The organism is Pseudomonas sp. TNT2022 ID642 (assembly GCF_028656995.1).
GTDB lineage: Bacteria > Pseudomonadota > Gammaproteobacteria > Pseudomonadales > Pseudomonadaceae > Aquipseudomonas.
The window spans coordinates 597579-616282 of sequence record NZ_JAMDGW010000001.1 but is presented as its reverse complement, the minus strand read 5'-3'; the positions used below and the strand labels follow the sequence as shown (position 1 = coordinate 616282).

The window sequence follows — 18704 nt, the reverse complement described above, 5'->3', positions numbered from 1 at the left end:
CGGGGACGCGGCACAGGAGCTCCCATGCTTATTCAACGCATTTTCGCCTCCGTGCTGTTGCTGGTTTGCGCCGGCCTGGCACTGATGGCGTGGCCGTATCAAGCGGCTTTTTCCTACGAACCGGTCGGCCCACGCGCCTTCCCTCTGCTGATGCTCGGCCTGATGGGCGCGGCGCTGCTGTACATGGTGTTCCGCCCGGCGCCGATCAAACACAGCGACGACGAGCCGCCACTGGATCGCGAAACCCTGACCAAGATAGCCATTTGCGTCGCACTGTTGTTGGTGTTCGCCGGTCTGTTCGAACCGCTGGGTTTCATCCTCAGCAGCATCCTCATCGGCATTCCGATGGCGCGCCTGTATGGCGGTCGCTGGATGCCGAGCATCGTGGTGACCACGCTGATGGCCATCGGTCTGTACCTGTTGTTCGACCGTGTGATGGACGTTCCGCTGCCCCTTGGCCTGCTCGACGTGCTGGAGAACTGATATGGATACCCTCGGTTATTTGGGTCAAGGCTTCGGCGTCGCGCTGAGCCCGTACAACCTGGTCACGGCCCTGACCGGCACACTGATCGGCACCGTCGTCGGCCTGCTGCCGGGCCTTGGCCCGATCAACGGCGTGGCACTGTTGATTCCGATTGCCTTCGCCCTCGGGCTGCCACCGGAGTCGGCGTTGATCCTGCTGGCGGCGGTGTATCTGGGCTGCGAATACGGTGGCCGGATCAGTTCGATTCTGCTGAACATTCCCGGCGAAGCATCGACCGTGATGACCACCCTCGACGGTTACCCGATGGCCCGTAAAGGTCTGGCCGGTGTGGCGCTGTCGCTGTCGGCGTGGAGTTCGTTTATCGGCGCGTTTATCGCCACCTGCGGCATGGTCCTGTTCGCGCCGTTGCTGGCGAAATGGGCGATTGCCTTCGGCCCGGCGGAATACTTCGTGCTGATGGTGTTTGCGATTGTCTGTCTCGGCGGTATGGCCGGGGATCGACCGTTGAAAACCTTTATTGCGGCGTTGATCGGCCTGTTCCTGTCGAGCGTCGGCATCGACGCCAACAGCGGCGTTTATCGCTTTACCGGCGACAACATTCACCTGACTGACGGCATTCAATTCGTCGTGCTGGTGCTGGGCCTGTTCTCGGTCAGTGAGATTCTGTTGTTGCTGGAGAAAACCCATCGCGGCCAGGAAGCGGTGAAAGCCACCGGGCGGATGATGTTCAACTTCAAGGAAGCGTCGTCGGTGTTCGTGGTGAACATCCGTTGCGGTCTGCTCGGCTTCATCATGGGCGTGTTGCCGGGTGCCGGCGCGACCCTGGCCAGCGCCGTGGCTTACATGACCGAAAAACGCATCGCCGGTGCCAGCGGCAAATTCGGTGAAGGTGATGCCCGTGGCCTCGCCGCCCCGGAAACCGCCATCGGTGCTTCGGCCTGTGGCGCGTTGGTGCCGATGCTGACGCTGGGCGTGCCAGGTTCGGGCACCACGGCGGTAATGATCGGCGCGCTGTCGCTGTACAACATCACCCCGGGCCCGCTGCTGTTCCAGCAACAACCGGACATTGTCTGGGGCCTGATCGCCTCGTTGTTCATCGCCAACATCATGCTGGTGATCCTCAACATCCCGATGATCCGCATCTTCACCCGCATCCTCGCGGTGCCGAACTGGGCACTGGTGCCGGTGATCGCGATCATCACCGGGATTGGCGTCTACGCAGTGCACGCCACCACGTTCGACCTGTTCCTGATGGTCGGTATCGGCATCTTCGGTTACATCCTGCGCAAGCTCGACTTCCCGTTGTCGCCGGTGCTGCTGGGCTTCATCCTCGGTGGTCTGATGGAGCAGAACCTGCGTCGGGCGCTGTCGATTTCTAACGGTGCGCTGGAGATCCTCTGGTCGAGCCCGATCACCTTCGGTGTCTGGGTGCTGACTGCGATCATGCTGCTGATGCCACTGTTGCGCATCTGGCGCAAACGTTCGGTCGCGCGTCGCGCCATTGCCGATGTTTGATCGCGCCTCACTGAAATCCTGGTGGGGAACCCCGCTGGTCGGTCTGCTCGGCGGTTACCTCGCCAGCCAGATCGGCTGGCCACTGCCGTGGATGGTCGGCTCGTTGCTGGCGATCATCCTCGTGCGCTGCCTGACCCCGTGGCAACTCACCGAAATCCCTGGCGGCCGCAAGTGCGGCCAGTGGATTGTCGGCATCGGCATCGGCCTGCACTTCACCCCGGTGGTGATGGAGCAGGTGCTCAGTCATTTCGGTTTGATCTTCTTCGGTGCGCTGGTCACCAGTGTCTCGGCGGTAGTGGGCGTGTGGTTGATGCGCCGTACCGGTGAAGATCGCGCCACGGCGTTTTTCTCGAGCATGCCCGGCGGTTCCGGGGAGATGGTCAACCTCGGCGCGCGTAATGGCGCGATGCTCAGCCATGTCGCGGCGGGGCAAAGTTTACGGGTGTTGGTGGTGGTCTTGTGTGTGCCAGCCGCGTTCAAGTATTTGCTCGGCGACGGCACACCGATTTCTCATGCCGGCAGCGTCGATTGGCGCTGGCTGGCGATTCTGTTTCCGGCGGGTGGTTTGCTCGCTTGGCTCTGGCAGCGTTTGCGCCAACCCAATCCGTGGCTGTTCGGGCCGTTGCTGGTGAGTGCCGCGGTGAGCATTGGCTGGGATCTGCACATTGGCTTGCCCAATGGTGGCAGTCAGATTGGCCAGTGGTTGATTGGCAGTGGCTTGGGTTGTCACTTCAACCGGCAGTTTTTCCGCCGTGCGCCTTCATTCATGGGGCGGACATTGATCGGCACGGCGCTGACCATGTTGATCGCGACGTTGGCGGCGTTGGGCTTGAGTGCGCTGACCCATCTGGATTTGCGTTCGCTGACCCTGGGCATGATGCCCGGCGGGATTGCCGAGATGAGTCTGACGGCGGAGACGCTGCAATTGTCGGTGCCGCTGGTGACCGCGATGCAGGTGATGCGCTTGTTGTTTGTGCTGTTTCTGGCGGAGCCGTTGTTCAAGTACTGGAATCGTAATCCCGAGTAAGACCGCGTCGCCCTTTTCGCGAGCAGGCTCGCTCCCACAGGGCTTTGAGGTGTGCACACAATCTGTGGCAACCACAAGAACCTGTGGGAGCGAGCCTGCTCGCGAAGGGGCCGGCTCAGTCAGCCCATCAAATCGGCGGCAAACGCCACTCGATCGGCGTCTCTCCATTCTGCTCGAGAAACTTGTTGGTCCGGCTGAAATGCCCACAACCCAAAAACCCGCGATACGCCGACAACGGCGACGGATGCACCGACGTCAGCACCAGATGCTTGGTCGCGTCGATCAGCTTCTGCTTGCTCTGCGCATGGGCGCCCCAAAGCATGAACACCAGATGCGGCTGGCGCTCGCTGACCAGTTCAATGATCCGATCAGTAAAGAACTGCCAACCCTTGTCCTTGTGCGCATTGGCATTGGCGCGCTCGACGGTCATGGTGGTGTTGATCATCAACACGCCCTGATCGGCCCAGCTCTGCAGGTAACCGTGATTGGGAATGTCGATGTTGAGGTCGCGTTTCAACTCTTTATAAATGTTGACCAGCGACGGCGGTGCCGGCACGCCCGGTTGCACCGAGAAGCACAAACCGTGGGCCTGGCCCGGGCCGTGATACGGGTCCTGGCCGAGGATCACCACCTTCACTTTATCCAGCGGCGTCGAGTTCAAGGCATTGAAAATCATCGGCCCCGGCGGATAGATTTCCTTGCCGGCCGCCCGCTCCTGCTGCAGAAACTGGCGCAACTCTGCCATGTAAGGCTGGTCGAACTCAGCACGCAGTGCCTCCTTCCAGCTCGGTTCGAGTTTGATACGGTCGTCAGCAGTCATGGTCATACCCGGCAAAAACAATGGGGCGAACCCTAGGAAAGCCGACCACGCTTGTCAATTGATCTGATGCAGATCCGGCACTTTCCCACACAACGATCATACTGATCGTTCAAATTCCCGATCGAGGTCACGATGAATCTGCACTTCGAAGAACTCACCGGCACCGACGGCGCCCGCATCGGTATCGCCAGCCTGGATGCTGAAAAATCGCTGAATGCGCTGTCCCTGCCGATGATCAACGCCCTCAGCGACAAGTTGAACGCCTGGGCCAAGGATCCACAAATCGTCTGTGTGCTGCTGCGCGGTAACGGCGCCAAGGCCTTCTGCGCCGGCGGCGAGGTGCGCAGCCTGGTCGAGGCCTGTCGCGCCCATCCCGGCGAGGTCCCCCCGCTGGCCGCGCAGTTTTTCAGCGCGGAATATCGCCTGGATTACAGCCTGCACACCTATCCAAAACCGCTGATCTGCTGGGGCCATGGTTACGTGCTCGGCGGCGGCATGGGCCTGCTGCAAGGCGCGAGTACGCGGATCGTCACGCCGAGCAGCCGCTTGGCGATGCCGGAAATCAGCATTGGTTTGTATCCGGACGTCGGCGCCAGTTGGTTTCTCGCCCGGCTGCCGGGCAAGCTCGGCTTGTTTCTGGGCCTGACCGGTGCGCACATGAACGCTCGTGATGCGATCGATCTGGATCTGGCTGACCGCTTCCTGCTAGACGAACAGCAACCACAACTGATCGAAGGCCTGTTGCAGCTCAATTGGCAGGAACAGACCGACGTGCAACTCAACAGCCTGCTCAAAGCGTTGCAACAGGAAGCCGTGGCGCAGATGCCCGACGCACAATGGTTGCCACGGCGGCAGCAGATCGACGAATTGCTCGACGTCAGCGACGTGACCTGCGCGTGGAAAGCCATCAGCCTGCAACGCGACAGCAGCGATCCGTTGATCGCGCGGGCGGCGAAAACCATGAGCGAAGGCTCGCCGCTGACCGCGCATCTGGTCTGGGAACAGATCATCCGCGCCCGGCACATGTCGCTGGCCGAAGTCTTTCAGATGGAATACACCTTGAGCCTCAATTGCTGCCGGCATCCGGAGTTCAGCGAAGGGGTTCGCGCACGGTTGATCGACAAGGATCAGAAGCCGCACTGGCATTGGCCTGATATCAACAATGTGCCGGATGCGGTGGTCGAGGCGCACTTTCACAAGGTTTGGGAGGGGCGGCATCCGTTGGCGGATTTGACGCAGTATTGAAGTACTGATTGCCCGCGATGGTCACCTCTTGGTCCCATCGCGGTTCCCTCAATCTAAAGTTATTGCGGTCACATGTTCAGTTCATAGAACTGAATTATTTCGGCCAATGCGAGTTGCGACTCTTCATTTTCCTTTACAAGAATATCCTCCACATCCCGCAACGGCGGAAGAGGATGCAGTCGTTCGGCAATTTGCATTGAGGTGTAGTCTTGAACTGCCTTTCCTTCACCGCTAACCCTTATGAACCCAATCGCGCTTTCGCCTCCAGAAAAATGATTAGCCACTCGAATCTTGGGGCCCACGCCATAACTGACCACTATGACAAGATCATCCTGATCGCGATGAAACCTTAATTGTTCAATAGGTATACCCACACCAGAAAAATCGATTCCATCGATCCCACCCCCGGAGTTGTCAATAAAGTCTCTTCCAAGACCATCGTATTTATAGAGATCGTTGCCAGCACCACCAGACAATGTGTCATTACCGGGACCGCCGAGCAGCACATCATCGTCGACACTCCCCATCAGCACATCATGTCCCTGCATACCTCTGATTTCACCTGCGCCGCTTAGCGTGTCATTACCGTGACTTCCCACCAGTGGGAGCGCTTGGCCATCTCTCATAGATTTGACACTGGCCGCATTATCGACCAACAGACCATTGTGATAAGTATCCGGGGCAGGACCCAGCTGACTGGAGCCAAACAGCTCTCTGAGAGTAACGCTTGAGCCATCTGCAAATTTTATAATCTCAATGCCAGAACCCTCGATATCTCCGGCATTGGGTAGAACAATGCGAACTTTCTGCGACCCACCCCATTTAATATCGAGTGTCGAATAGAGCATTTTCGCCCGTGGCGAATGGCGATAGGCATCACGACGCGGATCAGGTGCCAACTCAACATTCACTGTTTCAATGAGTGTTGCGCCCCAACTGAGCTGCAAATTCTCCTGCGTCGCGTCCTCTGGAAGCACGACAGTATCTTGATCGACTAATCCATACTCGTCCTTCCATCCGGCCACACCTACTTCAGGTCGGAGAAAAACCGGATTCAGCACATCCGCGATAATGGTCGTTGCGCCAGCATGCGCCTGCACGATGTAAGTATCGGCACCGTTTTCACCGTACAGGTAGTCATCCCCCGCGCCGCTCACTAAATAATCAGCGCCTTCAGAACCGAGCAGGGTATCGTTGCCTGCCCCGGCGGACAGAAAGGCACCCGGTATCCTGTCATTAACAGAGCCATAATCAAGTAGAAAACCAGAATAGGCGACGATCAGGTCATCGCCTGCACCACCCTGGAAAAGATTGCCGACTTCGACATTAACTCGCCCACCGACATCGTCGCCGTGGACAACTTTATGTTTGATCGTTTCAGTTGTGACATCCCGCCGAAATTCCTTGCGGACAGTTTCGCCCGCCGTGAAACTTTCAGCGGGATAGACGTACCACCCTTCAATAGCGCCTGAATCTGTTCTATCTGCAATAATTACGTCGCCGACTTTGAATGAAAAACCGCTGGCAGTGCCAGATCGAAAATAACGTGGCTCCAGCAATAACGGCGACGTAATGCCCTCTTTCTTTACCTCTCGAAAACTGGATTGGGATGTAGAGCTTGACTGTCTTTCGCTAAATACCGCATCGCCAGTGGCAGATCCCATCCATTGAGGTGTTTCAGATAACGTACCCGTTTCGGTGCTTTCATTTACCACGTCAGTGTGGGTGATATATCCCGTATCGCTGGTAGCTATATAGCTCCGAACCCAAACACCTTGGTTATTCAAAGTAAAACCTGTTTCATGCCTGCTTTTGGAACGCTTTGCTTTGAGCTCCGTCAGGAACCTGTCTGTCCAGCCAACATTATGATCAATGGCATTACTTCGTTCCTCACCATGAACAACGATCCCTGATTGGCCCGGAACAGCAACCGGGTCTTCGTCTGCAATGATGTCTTTATCTTCTTCTTTGGCCAGCACTCCATCCCCTGCTGGCGGTTCGATGATATCTACAGCTGGCAACGTTTTTTTCATGACCTCTTGATAGCCGAGAATGACACCATCGCTAAACGTGAACGTTGAATTCTTCCATTCTTCATAATTCCTGATAAGGATGGCGTCCCCCTTACCATTGAACAGCCGCAATACCCGGCCTACGGAAACATCAATGATGTCGGCTTTCAAACTTTCCGCAGAGAACCCGGCACCGAACTTGATGACATTGCTGCCACCTGAATCGGTGATAACGTCAAGACCATCACCCACCCCGAAATAGTAAAGATCAGCGCCGTCATGGCCCTCCATCACGTCGTTACCGGCCCCGCCATCAAAAACGTTATTGCCTGAATCTCCACGAAGGTGGTCTACACCCTCCCCGCCCAACAAAGTGTCGTTGCCACCACCGCCCAGCAGGGTATCGTTGCCTGAACCGCCGTCCAGATAATCTGCGCCGTGTTCAGCCTCGGCTGTCTGCTCGTAGTCGCCGGATAAAATGTCATCATCAGCGCCGCCATAAAGCGTGTCGGCGCCCAAGCCTCCCAGAAGGGTATCGTTTCCTTCATCGCCTTGAAGGTAATCATTGTTGATTCCACCTGACTGCAGGTTGGACACATCACCATCCAGCGCGTCAGCTCCTGCCCCACCGATCAGGGTATCGGAGCCACCCATTCCCTGAAGTGTGTCATCGCCCGTTCCGCCATCGAGTAAATCATTACCGTGATAACGAATCGGGTGCTCAGCATAATCCCCGGCCAGCGCGTCGTTGCCTTCACCTCCGAACAGCAGATCATCCGCCCCACCGCCCCAGAGTGTGTCGTCTCCCGCACCACCGTCCAGCAGGTCATTTCCAAAAAAGCGGGCGGCGTCACCGGCAACGCCGTTCAGTACATCGTCATCCCCCTTGAGAGTGTCACTCCCCGGGCCACCATAAATAGCATCGGCTCCACCGTTACCAGCGAGCCAATCATCGCCACTGCCACCGTCCAATACATCGTTGCCATGGTGTTTGCTTTGCAGTCCACCGCCCCAGTCGAGGTTATCGCCCATCATTGTGTCGTTACCGCTTCCTCCGGCCAGCGTGTCATTCCCGCCATCCCCTCTAAGAAGATCATCTTCAGTTCCGCCATCAAGCAGATCGTCGCCCCATCCGCCATTGAGAACATCGCGACCGCCCTGACCGTAGAGAACATCGTTATCGCCCTGCGTCGAACTATTGAAGGAGGCCTTTGAAAAGACAGTTCGGTGACTGGTGACACCACCGTCTATAAGCACTTTGACGCGTGTGAATCCCCATTTCTGCTCCAGCGCGCCGGTCGTTTCATCCCCTGATAAAACGTCATCTCCGGCACCGCCAATCAGCGTATCCCGATCGTTACCGCCCAGAAGCACGTCCTGGGATGCCGTACCGATGAGCAAATCGTGACCAGCACCGCCATCAAGCCAATCGCCGCGAGTTGCTTTGCCTTTAGAGTCGCCAGCGGCCATGGCTTTTTCGAGCGTCGTCTGCTTGTCCCCAAACAACTGATCGTTTCCGTCCTTACCGAACAATCGGTCTGATCCACCAAGTCCGAGAATGACGTCGTCCTTGGCAGAGCCGTAAAGCACATCGGCCTTGTTTCTCTGTTTTACGTTGGCCAATAGCAAGGCGTTGCCCAGCTCATCGTATGAGAACTGATCCCCGGGAACATTGGGGTCGATATCTTTCGCTTTCCAGTCGCCCTGGAGAACCAGGTCGGCAGCAGAGAACGTAGGGGCTTGGTGTTCAGGAAGTCGGATACCCAGCATCCCGGGGCGGAAGTTCTTGATAACGACGAGATCGTTCAGGCCATATTTGATGTTGAGCGTGGGTTCATTGCGATCTTCGATGAGGGTCAGGGTGATGGCCTGATCCTCGGTCGACCAGATATTGTTCAAAGGGGCGCGACGTTTGAGTGAAGGAATGGGCGCGCCGTTGATCCACAGCTGGCCATTGGCGTTGGCGTCGAAGATCTCATCGATGCCATCACCGCTCGAAAATTCATAGCGATCGCTGCCTTCGCCACCGATCAAAGAATCGTTACCCATTCCTCCGAGCAAGACATCATCACCGGCCATTCCGTACAGCGCATCATTGCCGTCGCCTCCGGCAAGCAAGTCGTTGCCGCGTCCACCCTCGATGACATCGTGACCTGCCAGTCCGTTGATTGTGTCATTGCCCGCGCCGCCATACAGATGATCACTGTTCGTACCGCCCTCGAAAGACCGCGCGCCGTCATCGCCGAACATGACCAGCGGATTCAACACACCGGTGGTCATCGGCGCCTGTTTGGCTGAGGCGAGATCGGAGTAGGAAAACTTCTGTAGCGAGTGTTCTCCAAACGAGCCCTGAGTTCGGGCAATCAACCGGGCCAACATCTGCGCACGATCGGCGAGCCATTGCGCGGTGATGAAACCTTCGCCGGTCAACGGATCGTAGAGCTCCAGTCCGCGTCCGGGGTAACCGTCATCGCGTTCTATGACGATTTCACTGAGTTGCTTAAGCGAATTTCGCAGTGCCAGGCCGATGGGTGTCGACTCACCCGCCAGTTTTGCCCATGAATTCGCGTTTCCGTATTCACCTATTGATCGGGTGACGATGCTTTGGGACTGCTCTGGTGAAAATGCCGAGAAGAATGCGTAGGCGTTGGTGGCGAAGGTTTCATCGGTTGTAGGTGACGCTGCTGAATCGCCTTCGTAGGTGCGCTTGAACATGTCCAGGAATTCGTTCTGGCCATAGCGAAATATCAGGTCGACTACGACGGAAACCGGCGTGCCTTTCACTACATGCTGAATCAGCGGATTGAGGCTGCCACTGGCGAGCGCGATATTGATTTGCTCTGGCACGACGGAAAGCAGACTTTGCAATGGATTGACGCCGAAATTGCTGATCGCCGCTCGCAGGCCGACAGTGTATGAATCGATGGCGAACAGAATATTTTTATAGTCATCGAGCCTGTTGGCTTTTGTTTGAGTCGGCGGGCCGCCATCTTCCCCTTGCGAATCACCAGCGGAGATCAATCTCCAGGTTTCATAGGGAGGCGCTCCTCCCAACAGGCTGAATCCGACGGTCCCGGACCAGCCGGCGTTATGGCTCACGGCTGTATCCTTCTCTCCGCAAGCCTCACTAAACAGTGCTTTGCCGATCGCACTGGCATCAATCTCTGCAATCTGGCTGATGGATGGAACCGTCCAGGGTGCCAGTCGACCCGCGAGGGATCCGTCGATCAAGGTATTGATGAAATTGGCGGCGACCTGATTCGATGACAGCTGCATCAGGTCTTCACTGAAGATTTTATTCAATCTCAGTTCACCTTGCCGCGAGGTATAACCGCGAATCAGGGCGGAGTAGGCACCGTTTCCACCGTTGGCATCAATGGCCACGGCAAGCCAGAGCCTGGCGCTTTTCAGAATTTTTCCCGCTTCATTATCGACAACGGTAACCTCAGAAACTCTTCCGCCAATAATATCGAATAGTTTTTGATACAGGGGCGCGCAGCTAGCCCCCTCTATTCCCAGTGCCTCGTACTCAATTTTTTTTGAGAGAAGCCTCATACCTTTGCAAATATTGGCTGCGTTAAAGATCGCTGTTTTTTCAATATCGCTAAAAACATAACTCATTGTTACTTCCTTGTAATAACTGAGCGTGAAAGATAATCACTGAGAAACTTGAGCATCTCAGGTGCTTCGCGTAATGACGATAGACCGAGGTCTACGCTGCCGTGCCCCCCAGCAAAGTCAAAGCTATCCAGATTGACAGCGCAGAAAAAGTTCAACTTGCCAAAATCCAGATTTTCCAATTCTGCTCTGCTGAACCTTGCCAATTTCTCGTCAGTCAGTTGTTCCTCGGAAGCCGGGCGAATCAAGCCGTTACAGCTTATCAATCGAGGGGTGCCATCACGCCGCGGCCAGCCAGTAATGACAAACGTTCTGACGGAATCCACATTCTTGAAATGCGGCGGCGGAGCATCCAGCCAAATTTCTAACCCCGGATAATTAGTCAACTTCACAATCAACTCATCCGGCCAGTTGACGTGTCGATAGCCCCGCTCATGGGGCTCGGTAGTCTCTTTTCTTGTATAAAGCCCGGCGGTCAATTTATAAAGACGCCAACTTTCAGGAATCGACTTCAGGCTCTGATCCTGGTACCGGCGGAGACCCGTCCCGGTCCACCAGAAATGCCCCTTGAGCGTATTGGCCAGACACGCTTTCTTATTCGCCAGTTCAGGCATGCCCACATAAAACTCCGGCACCAGAGTCTTATCCACATAGCTGCCGCCCAGTATGGGCACCTGCTTCATGCTCGCCAGCTTCTTTTGACAGGCTTCCTGATCCGCGTAATAGATTGCCATCGCCGCGGCGACTTCTTCTTCACGGATATAAAAATCCACCACGCAATAACAGGCATAAATAAACAAGCCGTACTTCAACAACTTCTTAAACCATTTAACCAAATTCTTACGCGACATCCGGAGCATTTCAAATCTCCCTGTCAAACTGAGGATCAGGCTGTTTCTTCAGATGCCCGGACGTCGCGCCTTCAAACACATCAAAGTATTGTTTCGTGCCGTACTTCACATCAAATCTGCTCGCCGTCAACTTCGCGGCGCTGCGAAGGCAGTCGTATTCATCAACGGAACCAAGAACCCTGGCAATACATTTGGCAATACCGTGATGATCGAAGAAATCCACCAGCAACCCATTGTGACCATCAACGATCACCTCCCTTACCGGAGCCGTATCCGACGCTACTACCACACACCCAGACGCCATCGCCTCCAGTAACGACCACGACAAAACAAACGGATACGTCAAATAAACATGAACCTTTGAACACTCCAGAAGCGCCCGGTAAGTCCGGTAAGGAAGCTTCCCTGTGAAATGAACGGTGGAATGATCGAAACTTACCTCTGCCTCCATCCTGCTGCGCCAATTTGCATATCCAGCCGGCTTACACCCGTAACTGACGTCATCACCGCCCACTATGATTATCTGTGCATCGGGACACTCAGCCTGAATAGGCGGGATCGCTCGCATAAAACTATGAAACCCGCGATAAGGCTCAAGATTCCTCGCGACATAAGTAACGATCGGCTGCCCGGCTCTCAGCTCGACTCCATTGGGCAACCTGACTGCCCTGACTTTCGCCAAGCAAGAACTTTGAATGACGCCTTCGTGAATAACCCGAATGGCCGACTGATAAGCTGCAGGAAACAGACTGCGCTGCCACCGCGTAGGGGCAATGGCAATGTCACATTGTTCGAGATTCAAAAGATGCAGCGAATTGAGCACTCGCAGCTTTGATGACTCTCTTGTGGCTCGCGGGAATTCAGGGTCGAACCCGGAATCCGCGCCCTGTGCTCGATAGTAATATTCGCAATAGTGAATAAGCGGCGCGTCAGGATAGACATCCTTGACGAAGAGCGTTTCCCCCCATCCGGGATGAGCGAGAATCACGTCCGGCCGATAACCCGAATGTTTCAGCCGGCTCAGGATGTCAAAAACCTTGTGTCCATCAGTCACCGCTTGTTGGTAACGGGTCAGATAGGGGTGAATATCGCCCGATGCTCTGCTGGCAGCGCGGTATCGACATATTTTCACCTCTGCGATACCCGGCGCCGTATCCCGACCTATCGCCAAAACCTCATAACGCCTGTCAATCGCTGCCAGCACTACGTGACGGAACTGGCCAGGAAAGTTTTGGTGAATCACAAGAAGCTTCATAGCGGCATCGTCCTTTTATTCGCCGCTATTGAACTGAGTTTTGCTCACCTCGATCGGCAGGAACAAACGCTAACAAATGCAAGGAAATGAAACTGTAGGAAGCGTCTGGGAATGCCCTAGGACAAGGCTAATGGGACGACTTTTCGACGGGCATAAAAAAGCGGCGCTAATAGCGCCGCTTTCATTTGTGTGGATTTACCAGCGATTGCCACGCCCATTATGGTCACCGCGCCCGCTGTGGCGGTCGTAGTTGCCACGACCGCGGTGATCGTTATCCCAACCGCCGCCACGGTAGCCATCCGAGCGCCCGGGATCGTTGCCGTACCAGCGACGGCTTGCGTCATAACGCGGGGAGGCATCCGTTGGTGAACTTGACGGTTTACTGAGCTAATCGCCGGGTTGGACAGGAAGCCCATTTACATCCTGTCCGGTCGCGCGACACTGGGCTCATCTGACCTGTACGCAAAGACTCACACTTGGTTTATGGCGTTTGTTCTCGGAGTGTTTTTACGCTCGTGAACGCTGGAAGCGCCAACCTGCGCGCTCCCAAGGATGACTCTTTGACTATGGACAGTCTCATGATGGGCAATACCCTCCTACTCACACCTTCGCAGACGCAACTGCTTTCCCCTTACGATCAATCCACGCCAGGACCTGATGACATCGACTTGCTGGCTCCTCCTGTGGCTAACTTGGGTGGGGCGTTGTACTGGCCCATTCCCCTGAGCGCAGACGAACAACGCCGCTTGCGCCTGATCACCATGAGCCATGCACACCATTTGGGCGACCGGCCACTGGTGATGCAGACCAAGGGAGGTGTGCTGGAGTTTTTGCGTTATCGCTGTCCACTCCCGGATAACATCGCGATCGATCCGGCCCGGATACTGGAAAGCCTGATCAGCTCTGCGCAAGGACAACTGATGGGCACTGCATTGCAGCGAAGAATGCAGGGTATCGACAGCGAAAGCAGTGCGATGGATTACCTGCTGGCGGGGATCGCACTGCAGATGGATCCTGAGTCGATCACTGCCCCCCATCGCAACAAGGCAGCTGGCTTCGATCTGGCCAGCAATCGACACTGCGGCCGGCATGCATCTGCCGTCGTCGATGACCTCGCTGAACACTTGAGCCGTGAAGGTAGAACCAGCGCTGCCCTGGCAAAAGCCGGTGCGTACCTTTTGCTGAGCAGGTCGGCACCGCAGTTTCTGATTGAGGGCATACCCGGGAATGTAAAAGTCGGCAGTCTGGCATGGACGAACCTGACCATGGCGGCAATAGCCATCGAAGCTCATACACCGGGCAAAGTCCCCGGCCTGACGTTTGCCGAGGTCATGAGCAAGGCTGAAAATGCTCGCTTGGTTGACCCGGCATCTACTCAACGCATTCAGACAGCCGTATTACTCGATTGGGCCGTCGCCAACGAAATCATCCTGAAAAAAAACGATGACGCCTACACCGACGGTCAACTTGAAACGATAAGGGCGACATTTAATCAAGAGCTTGATGAGCGTCTTGCTGCCACCAGAATTCTGGACAAGGCATTACCAACACGAAAAGACATTGCCCTGTCCCTGTTGATAGAGCGGTTTGGCGACCTGGGCACGCTTTTCGAAGTCAAGGCACTCCACACGGATACGTATCGCGGCGAGAGTGGACAGACGGGTTTCAGTGGCATCCATTCGCTACTGGATTACGCGATGATGGACTTGCCCAACCCGCGCCCCCTTGCTTCCACTGATGCCCGCCTCCCACTGGAAGCATTGAACAACAACCCGACGTTTGGTGTGCGGGAGGCCTTCGAGCGGCAGTTCACACGCGCAATCGTGGATAAAAAGGCTGCGGTCAATACAACAATCAGACACATGATCTGCCTGCTGCCACGGGAGGAGAGAAAGAACTTCGAATTTGGGAAAATCAGCTTTTTCCAACAAGGTTCCTTTGTGTCGGATGGCTTTTTCAATCATACCCCTTGTCCCAACGAGCCCGGACTGCTCATCAAGACGGAGCTGAGCGGTAAGTTCCAGGCCTATGAAATCAATATCAATAAAGACACGATTGAACGAACCACCTTGCACAAGGCAAAGCAACAGGAGTCAAGGGAAGCCAACAAATATTTCACGACCAGAGAGCTTGTCCCCCTTGAGGCGGCGAATGAATTGGGGCGTGAACACGCTTTGAGCGAATCACTGGTAAACAATTTCAACAGCGCTCGGTCCCGTGCGATTGCCGACGCCTTTGTGCAACATCTCGATCTGGATGATCCCGCGATCAAAGAGCTGGCGCGCGGGCAGACGCCCATGGACGACTATTACCGGCCCAAACCGCTGGGTGAGTTTTTATTGAACCTGATCCCCTTTCGATCAGCGATCGTTAATTTCCAGAAAGGCAACTACGGCGAGGCGGTGTTTGATCTCACTGTGGATGTATTCGGTTTTCTCACGGCGGGCGTCGCCACTGCAGGAAAACTGATCAGGATCGGCAGAACTGTTCTGTCCACTGGCGCCAGGGCATTGAAGACTGCCCAGGTCATCGGTGTCGCCACCATCGATGTGCTCAACCCGGTGGGTGGCTTGGGTGATCTGGCCAGACTTGTAGGCACCGGTGGCCTTTATCTTCTGTCCAAAGGTGCCAAAGCCGTCAACCGGCTCAGGGGCGCCGCCGACCGTTACGACGTATTGAAAGCCATCAGCAAACAATATGACGCTGCGGCAACGGGCACCGTGAAGGTATTCGATCAGACAGTGGAGGGTGCCGCCATACTCAAGAGCGGCCAATGGTATTCATTCGATGTCGACACGATGCAGCCTTATGGTAGCCCGCTCGACGACTTTGTGATCGCCACCCAGGCGGTCGCCGGCAAGGTGGAACATGCGGATTTCGATGATCTGGGCGATCTGAGCTACAGGATGTTCGGTCAGTTCAGCGTGCCAGAGTCGGCAATCGCTGGGCTCTCACCCAACAGTAGAGGCTTGTATATCGCTGTCGATGGGCACGTGGCCCATATCCGCCATACCGACAAAAGCGGAAGAACGGCTATTTACGAGGTCAAAAATGTCCAGCGTGCGCAGGACGGCTCGATTGACGCCCAGATTTATCACGAAAATCGCAAGACCCATTTGCTGCTCCGCAATATAGAGGGTGATCAGTGGCAACGACTGGGCGCGTCAGGGGGTGGGCTGGAAATTACCGCATTGCATTTGCGGATATGGCAAAAATTGACGCCGGCGCAAAAGGAGCAAATTACCCGTAGCGGCTTTTCCCAACAATATCTATTGCCTCGAAAAACATTTCAGTATTACGTCAAGCCTGACGGCGAATTGAGCGCTGCCGGCATGCTGGTGCTTGACCGCCCCGCTGACACCCCCTTTAACCTGCCGAACGCAACGCATGTCCTCGAGTGGCAGAACATGACGCAGAACGCCCGTGACGAAATGACCATGGGGGGATTTGCCGGTCAGTATCACTTCAACACGGCGACCTTACGGAGTTACGTAAAAGCCGACGGTCGCTTGGGCTCGGCGGGCGAAGCGCTGCTGCACAAGGCGAACGGAGGGTCCTATAAAACGTTGACTGGTAATCATCTGGAGCAGTGGCGTAAGCGCTTCAGTGAACCGGGCAACGCGATGACACCCACGCAGTTCATGCAGCAACATCAGTTCAACCCCTTCATATGGAAAAAGCACGTCAAGCAAGATGGATCACTGACAAAGATGGGTCTCAAACGTCTCGGTAACGCAGGAGAAAACGCTAACCCGGCTGTCCCGGCTCAGCAACCCGATGCGCAGGTGATTCGGGAAATCGAGGTGCCCGGCCGGGTGTGGAAGGGCAAGACTCGGCGGATCACTGCCGAGCACCTGAAACTATGGGAGGCAATGCCTCAAGCAGAGAAGCAGAAGCTGACCCGTGAAGGATTTGCGGCCCGGAACAATCTGCCGCGAAAAACGTTTGAATACTACGTGATGCCTGACGGCCAATTCAGTGAAACCGGCTTACTCGTGCGTTACCGTCCGACAGACAAAGCCTTCAACAGGACAAGCGCTACGCATGTCCGTGACTGGCAAAACAAGAGCCAGCTAGAACGTGACACCATCACAACTCAAGGGTATTGCGGTCTGCACTATCTTCACCCGGAGACCTTTGCCGGATATGTGCAAGCCGATGGAAGCCTGAAGCCTGCTGGAAAATCCCTGCTGCACCGGGCGGCCGGTGGCACCTATAACCCTTTGACCGATGAGCATTTGAGTGAGTGGCACAAGCGCTCCCTGCAGCAGAACAACACCCTCACGGCAGAGGAATTCGTCAGTCAACACGCAATCAATCCTACTGCATGGCAGGCGAACGTCAAAGTCGATGGATCCCTCAGAGCCGTAGCCTTGCAACGTATCAAAACTGCATCACCCCCTGAAGTTTCCAACCAGCTACCAGGCCGGACTTCGATAGCGCGCAAGCAAAGGGTCATCGCCGAATATTTGCGGGACTGGGAGGAGCTACCGCAAGCGGAGCGCCGTCGGCTTACGCGCAAGGGCTTTGCCAAACAGCACAACCTGTCTCGAAAAACATTCGAGTACTACGTGAAGCCTGACGGCGAGTTGAGCGCGAGCGGCATGTTGGTGCGTAACCGTCCTGCCGACTTACCGTTCAACCAGCCGGATGAAACACATATTCTTGAGTGGCAAAACATGTCTCAGCAAGAGAGAGACACAATGACCCTGGAAGGATTCGCCGGTCATCATCATCTTTATCCGAACACATTCCCCAATTATGTCCGGGTCGATGGAGGTCTTGGGCCAAGGGGGCAGTTCGTGATGCAAAAGTTAACGGGCCTTACTTATAACGATATTACCAACGAGCACTTACGCCGCTGGGAATCGAATTTAACGCTAGTGGAAAACAAAGTGACGGCGATGGACTTCATGCATCAGAACGGGCTGGATCCACGCCAATGGATAAGCTTCGTCAACATAGACGGTACGTTGAAAGAAACAGCCTTGCGAGGTTTCGAAGGCGCGGGTCAAAGCAGCATGCCACGTCTTGAAGGCCGACAACCTGAAACGAATACGCCACAAAAACGGCCGGCGCAGGACTCACTGGAATCACCACAACCGAAAAGACCCGCAGACGCGCCAGAGCGTGCCGAAGAAGTTTCTGGCCCCTCTTCGGACATCCTGCCTGTCGCAATCAAGTTTGAGCTCGGCACTACCTCGCTCTTGCGTCCTCATAAGATCAACAACACGCTACCGATTCTGCAACACCCGGTCACCGGACGGAGTATGACGCTGGAGGTCGAGAAAGAAATCGAAAAGATTGCTATCACCCACTGGAACGGTCTTCTTGACGACCTTGCAAACGCAAAGAGGGAGGTCACAAGAAACCAGATCATTACATCGGTAAAAAAATGGCTTTATGAAGAGGGTCATCATCAGTCCAGATTTGACGAGACCCTGAGTGTTTTCACGGATCTGGAGCACGGGCCAGATCGCGGTGACTCGGTGTGGGCGCGACGCGATATTCCACAGTTTGAAGTGCTTGGACCGTACGCAGGCAAATTCCATGAATCAGAAGAGTCGTTGTTTCAGGAGATACGCAAGAAAGGTTCACGGGCTGTACTGACCTACCTGTTCGGCACACGTTCGGGCAAACGCTCGGTAAGTGCACTGCATACGGGCAACACACTTAGCCTGATCAACACCTCACAACTGGGCGGATTTCCGGCCTGGAAAACGAACAATGTCACCGCCATTGCGGTCGGAAAAAACCTGACGTTCTACGTTGCACTTAACGATATCAAGAAAGGTGAAGAACTGCTGGTGGACTATGGATTGGCCTATCAGCCGATACCGGATATCGCCATCAAGCCGGATCCTGGTCCCTGAACGC

9 protein-coding genes are annotated in these 18704 nt (G+C 55.5%); 5 read left to right on the top strand and 4 right to left on the bottom strand.

All coding sequences use genetic code 11. The features are described 5' to 3' along the window. Positions 1-24: 24 nt before the first annotated feature. Genes M5G26_RS02835 through M5G26_RS02825 form a run of 3 tightly spaced genes read left to right on the top strand, consistent with a single transcriptional unit; the run spans position 25 to position 3026 of the window. On the top strand, positions 25-483 hold the full coding sequence (locus tag M5G26_RS02835) for a tripartite tricarboxylate transporter TctB family protein (RefSeq protein ID WP_095119119.1): 459 nt from the start codon (positions 25-27) through the stop codon (positions 481-483). Between the two features lies 1 nt (position 484). After that, the gene (locus tag M5G26_RS02830; RefSeq protein ID WP_134178113.1) at positions 485-1999 is read left to right on the top strand and encodes a tripartite tricarboxylate transporter permease; all 1515 of its coding nucleotides are present in this window, start codon (positions 485-487) and stop codon (positions 1997-1999) included. After that, complete coding sequence (locus tag M5G26_RS02825; RefSeq protein WP_038358335.1) at positions 1992-3026, top strand: AbrB family transcriptional regulator; 1035 nt, start codon at positions 1992-1994, stop codon at positions 3024-3026. Before M5G26_RS02830 ends, M5G26_RS02825 begins: the two co-directional genes overlap by 8 nt. A gap of 127 nt (positions 3027-3153) precedes the next feature. On the opposite strand, the gene ung is transcribed toward M5G26_RS02825, so the two are convergent. Further along, complete coding sequence (gene ung / locus M5G26_RS02820) at positions 3154-3846, bottom strand: uracil-DNA glycosylase (protein WP_007911441.1); 693 nt, start codon at positions 3844-3846, stop codon at positions 3154-3156. A 132-nt stretch (positions 3847-3978) separates the two neighbouring features. Between ung and M5G26_RS02815 the strand changes: the two genes are divergently transcribed. Next, a complete protein-coding gene (locus M5G26_RS02815) occupies positions 3979-5091 on the top strand; it encodes an enoyl-CoA hydratase/isomerase family protein (protein WP_273914396.1) in 1113 nt (370 codons plus the stop codon). Between the two features lie 68 nt (positions 5092-5159). On the opposite strand, the gene M5G26_RS02810 is transcribed toward M5G26_RS02815, so the two are convergent. Genes M5G26_RS02810 through M5G26_RS02800 form a run of 3 tightly spaced genes read right to left on the bottom strand, consistent with a single transcriptional unit; the run spans position 5160 to position 12827 of the window. After that, positions 5160-10724, bottom strand: a complete 5565-nt coding sequence (locus tag M5G26_RS02810; protein ID WP_273914395.1) for a calcium-binding protein — start codon at positions 10722-10724, stop codon at positions 5160-5162. Positions 10725-10726: 2 nt separating this feature from the next. After that, on the bottom strand, positions 10727-11581 hold the full coding sequence (locus tag M5G26_RS02805) for a hypothetical protein (RefSeq protein ID WP_273914394.1): 855 nt from the start codon (positions 11579-11581) through the stop codon (positions 10727-10729). Position 11582: 1 nt separating this feature from the next. Beyond that, positions 11583-12827: a glycosyltransferase family 4 protein gene (locus tag M5G26_RS02800; RefSeq protein WP_273914393.1), complete on the bottom strand. Its 1245-nt coding sequence runs from the start codon at positions 12825-12827 to the stop codon at positions 11583-11585. Between the two features lie 578 nt (positions 12828-13405). On the opposite strand from M5G26_RS02800, the gene M5G26_RS02795 reads away from it, so the two are divergent. Next, on the top strand, positions 13406-18700 hold the full coding sequence (locus M5G26_RS02795; protein ID WP_273914392.1) for an SET domain-containing protein-lysine N-methyltransferase: 5295 nt from the start codon (positions 13406-13408) through the stop codon (positions 18698-18700). Positions 18701-18704 lie beyond the last annotated feature (4 nt).

What these genes read in the sequence shown, in the direction of transcription:
- M5G26_RS02835 (WP_095119119.1), top strand. Translation starts at nt 25, where the DNA reads ATGCTTATTCAACGCATTTTCGCCTCCGTGCTGTTGCTGGTTTGCGCC.
- M5G26_RS02830 (WP_134178113.1), top strand. Translation starts at nt 485, where the DNA reads ATGGATACCCTCGGTTATTTGGGTCAAGGCTTCGGCGTCGCGCTGAGC.
- M5G26_RS02825 (WP_038358335.1), top strand. Translation starts at nt 1,992, where the DNA reads ATGTTTGATCGCGCCTCACTGAAATCCTGGTGGGGAACCCCGCTGGTC.
- ung (WP_007911441.1), bottom strand. Translation starts at nt 3,846, where the DNA reads ATGACTGCTGACGACCGTATCAAACTCGAACCGAGCTGGAAGGAGGCA.
- M5G26_RS02815 (WP_273914396.1), top strand. Translation starts at nt 3,979, where the DNA reads ATGAATCTGCACTTCGAAGAACTCACCGGCACCGACGGCGCCCGCATC.
- M5G26_RS02810 (WP_273914395.1), bottom strand. Translation starts at nt 10,724, where the DNA reads ATGAGTTATGTTTTTAGCGATATTGAAAAAACAGCGATCTTTAACGCA.
- M5G26_RS02805 (WP_273914394.1), bottom strand. Translation starts at nt 11,581, where the DNA reads ATGCTCCGGATGTCGCGTAAGAATTTGGTTAAATGGTTTAAGAAGTTG.
- M5G26_RS02800 (WP_273914393.1), bottom strand. Translation starts at nt 12,827, where the DNA reads ATGAAGCTTCTTGTGATTCACCAAAACTTTCCTGGCCAGTTCCGTCAC.
- M5G26_RS02795 (WP_273914392.1), top strand. Translation starts at nt 13,406, where the DNA reads ATGATGGGCAATACCCTCCTACTCACACCTTCGCAGACGCAACTGCTT.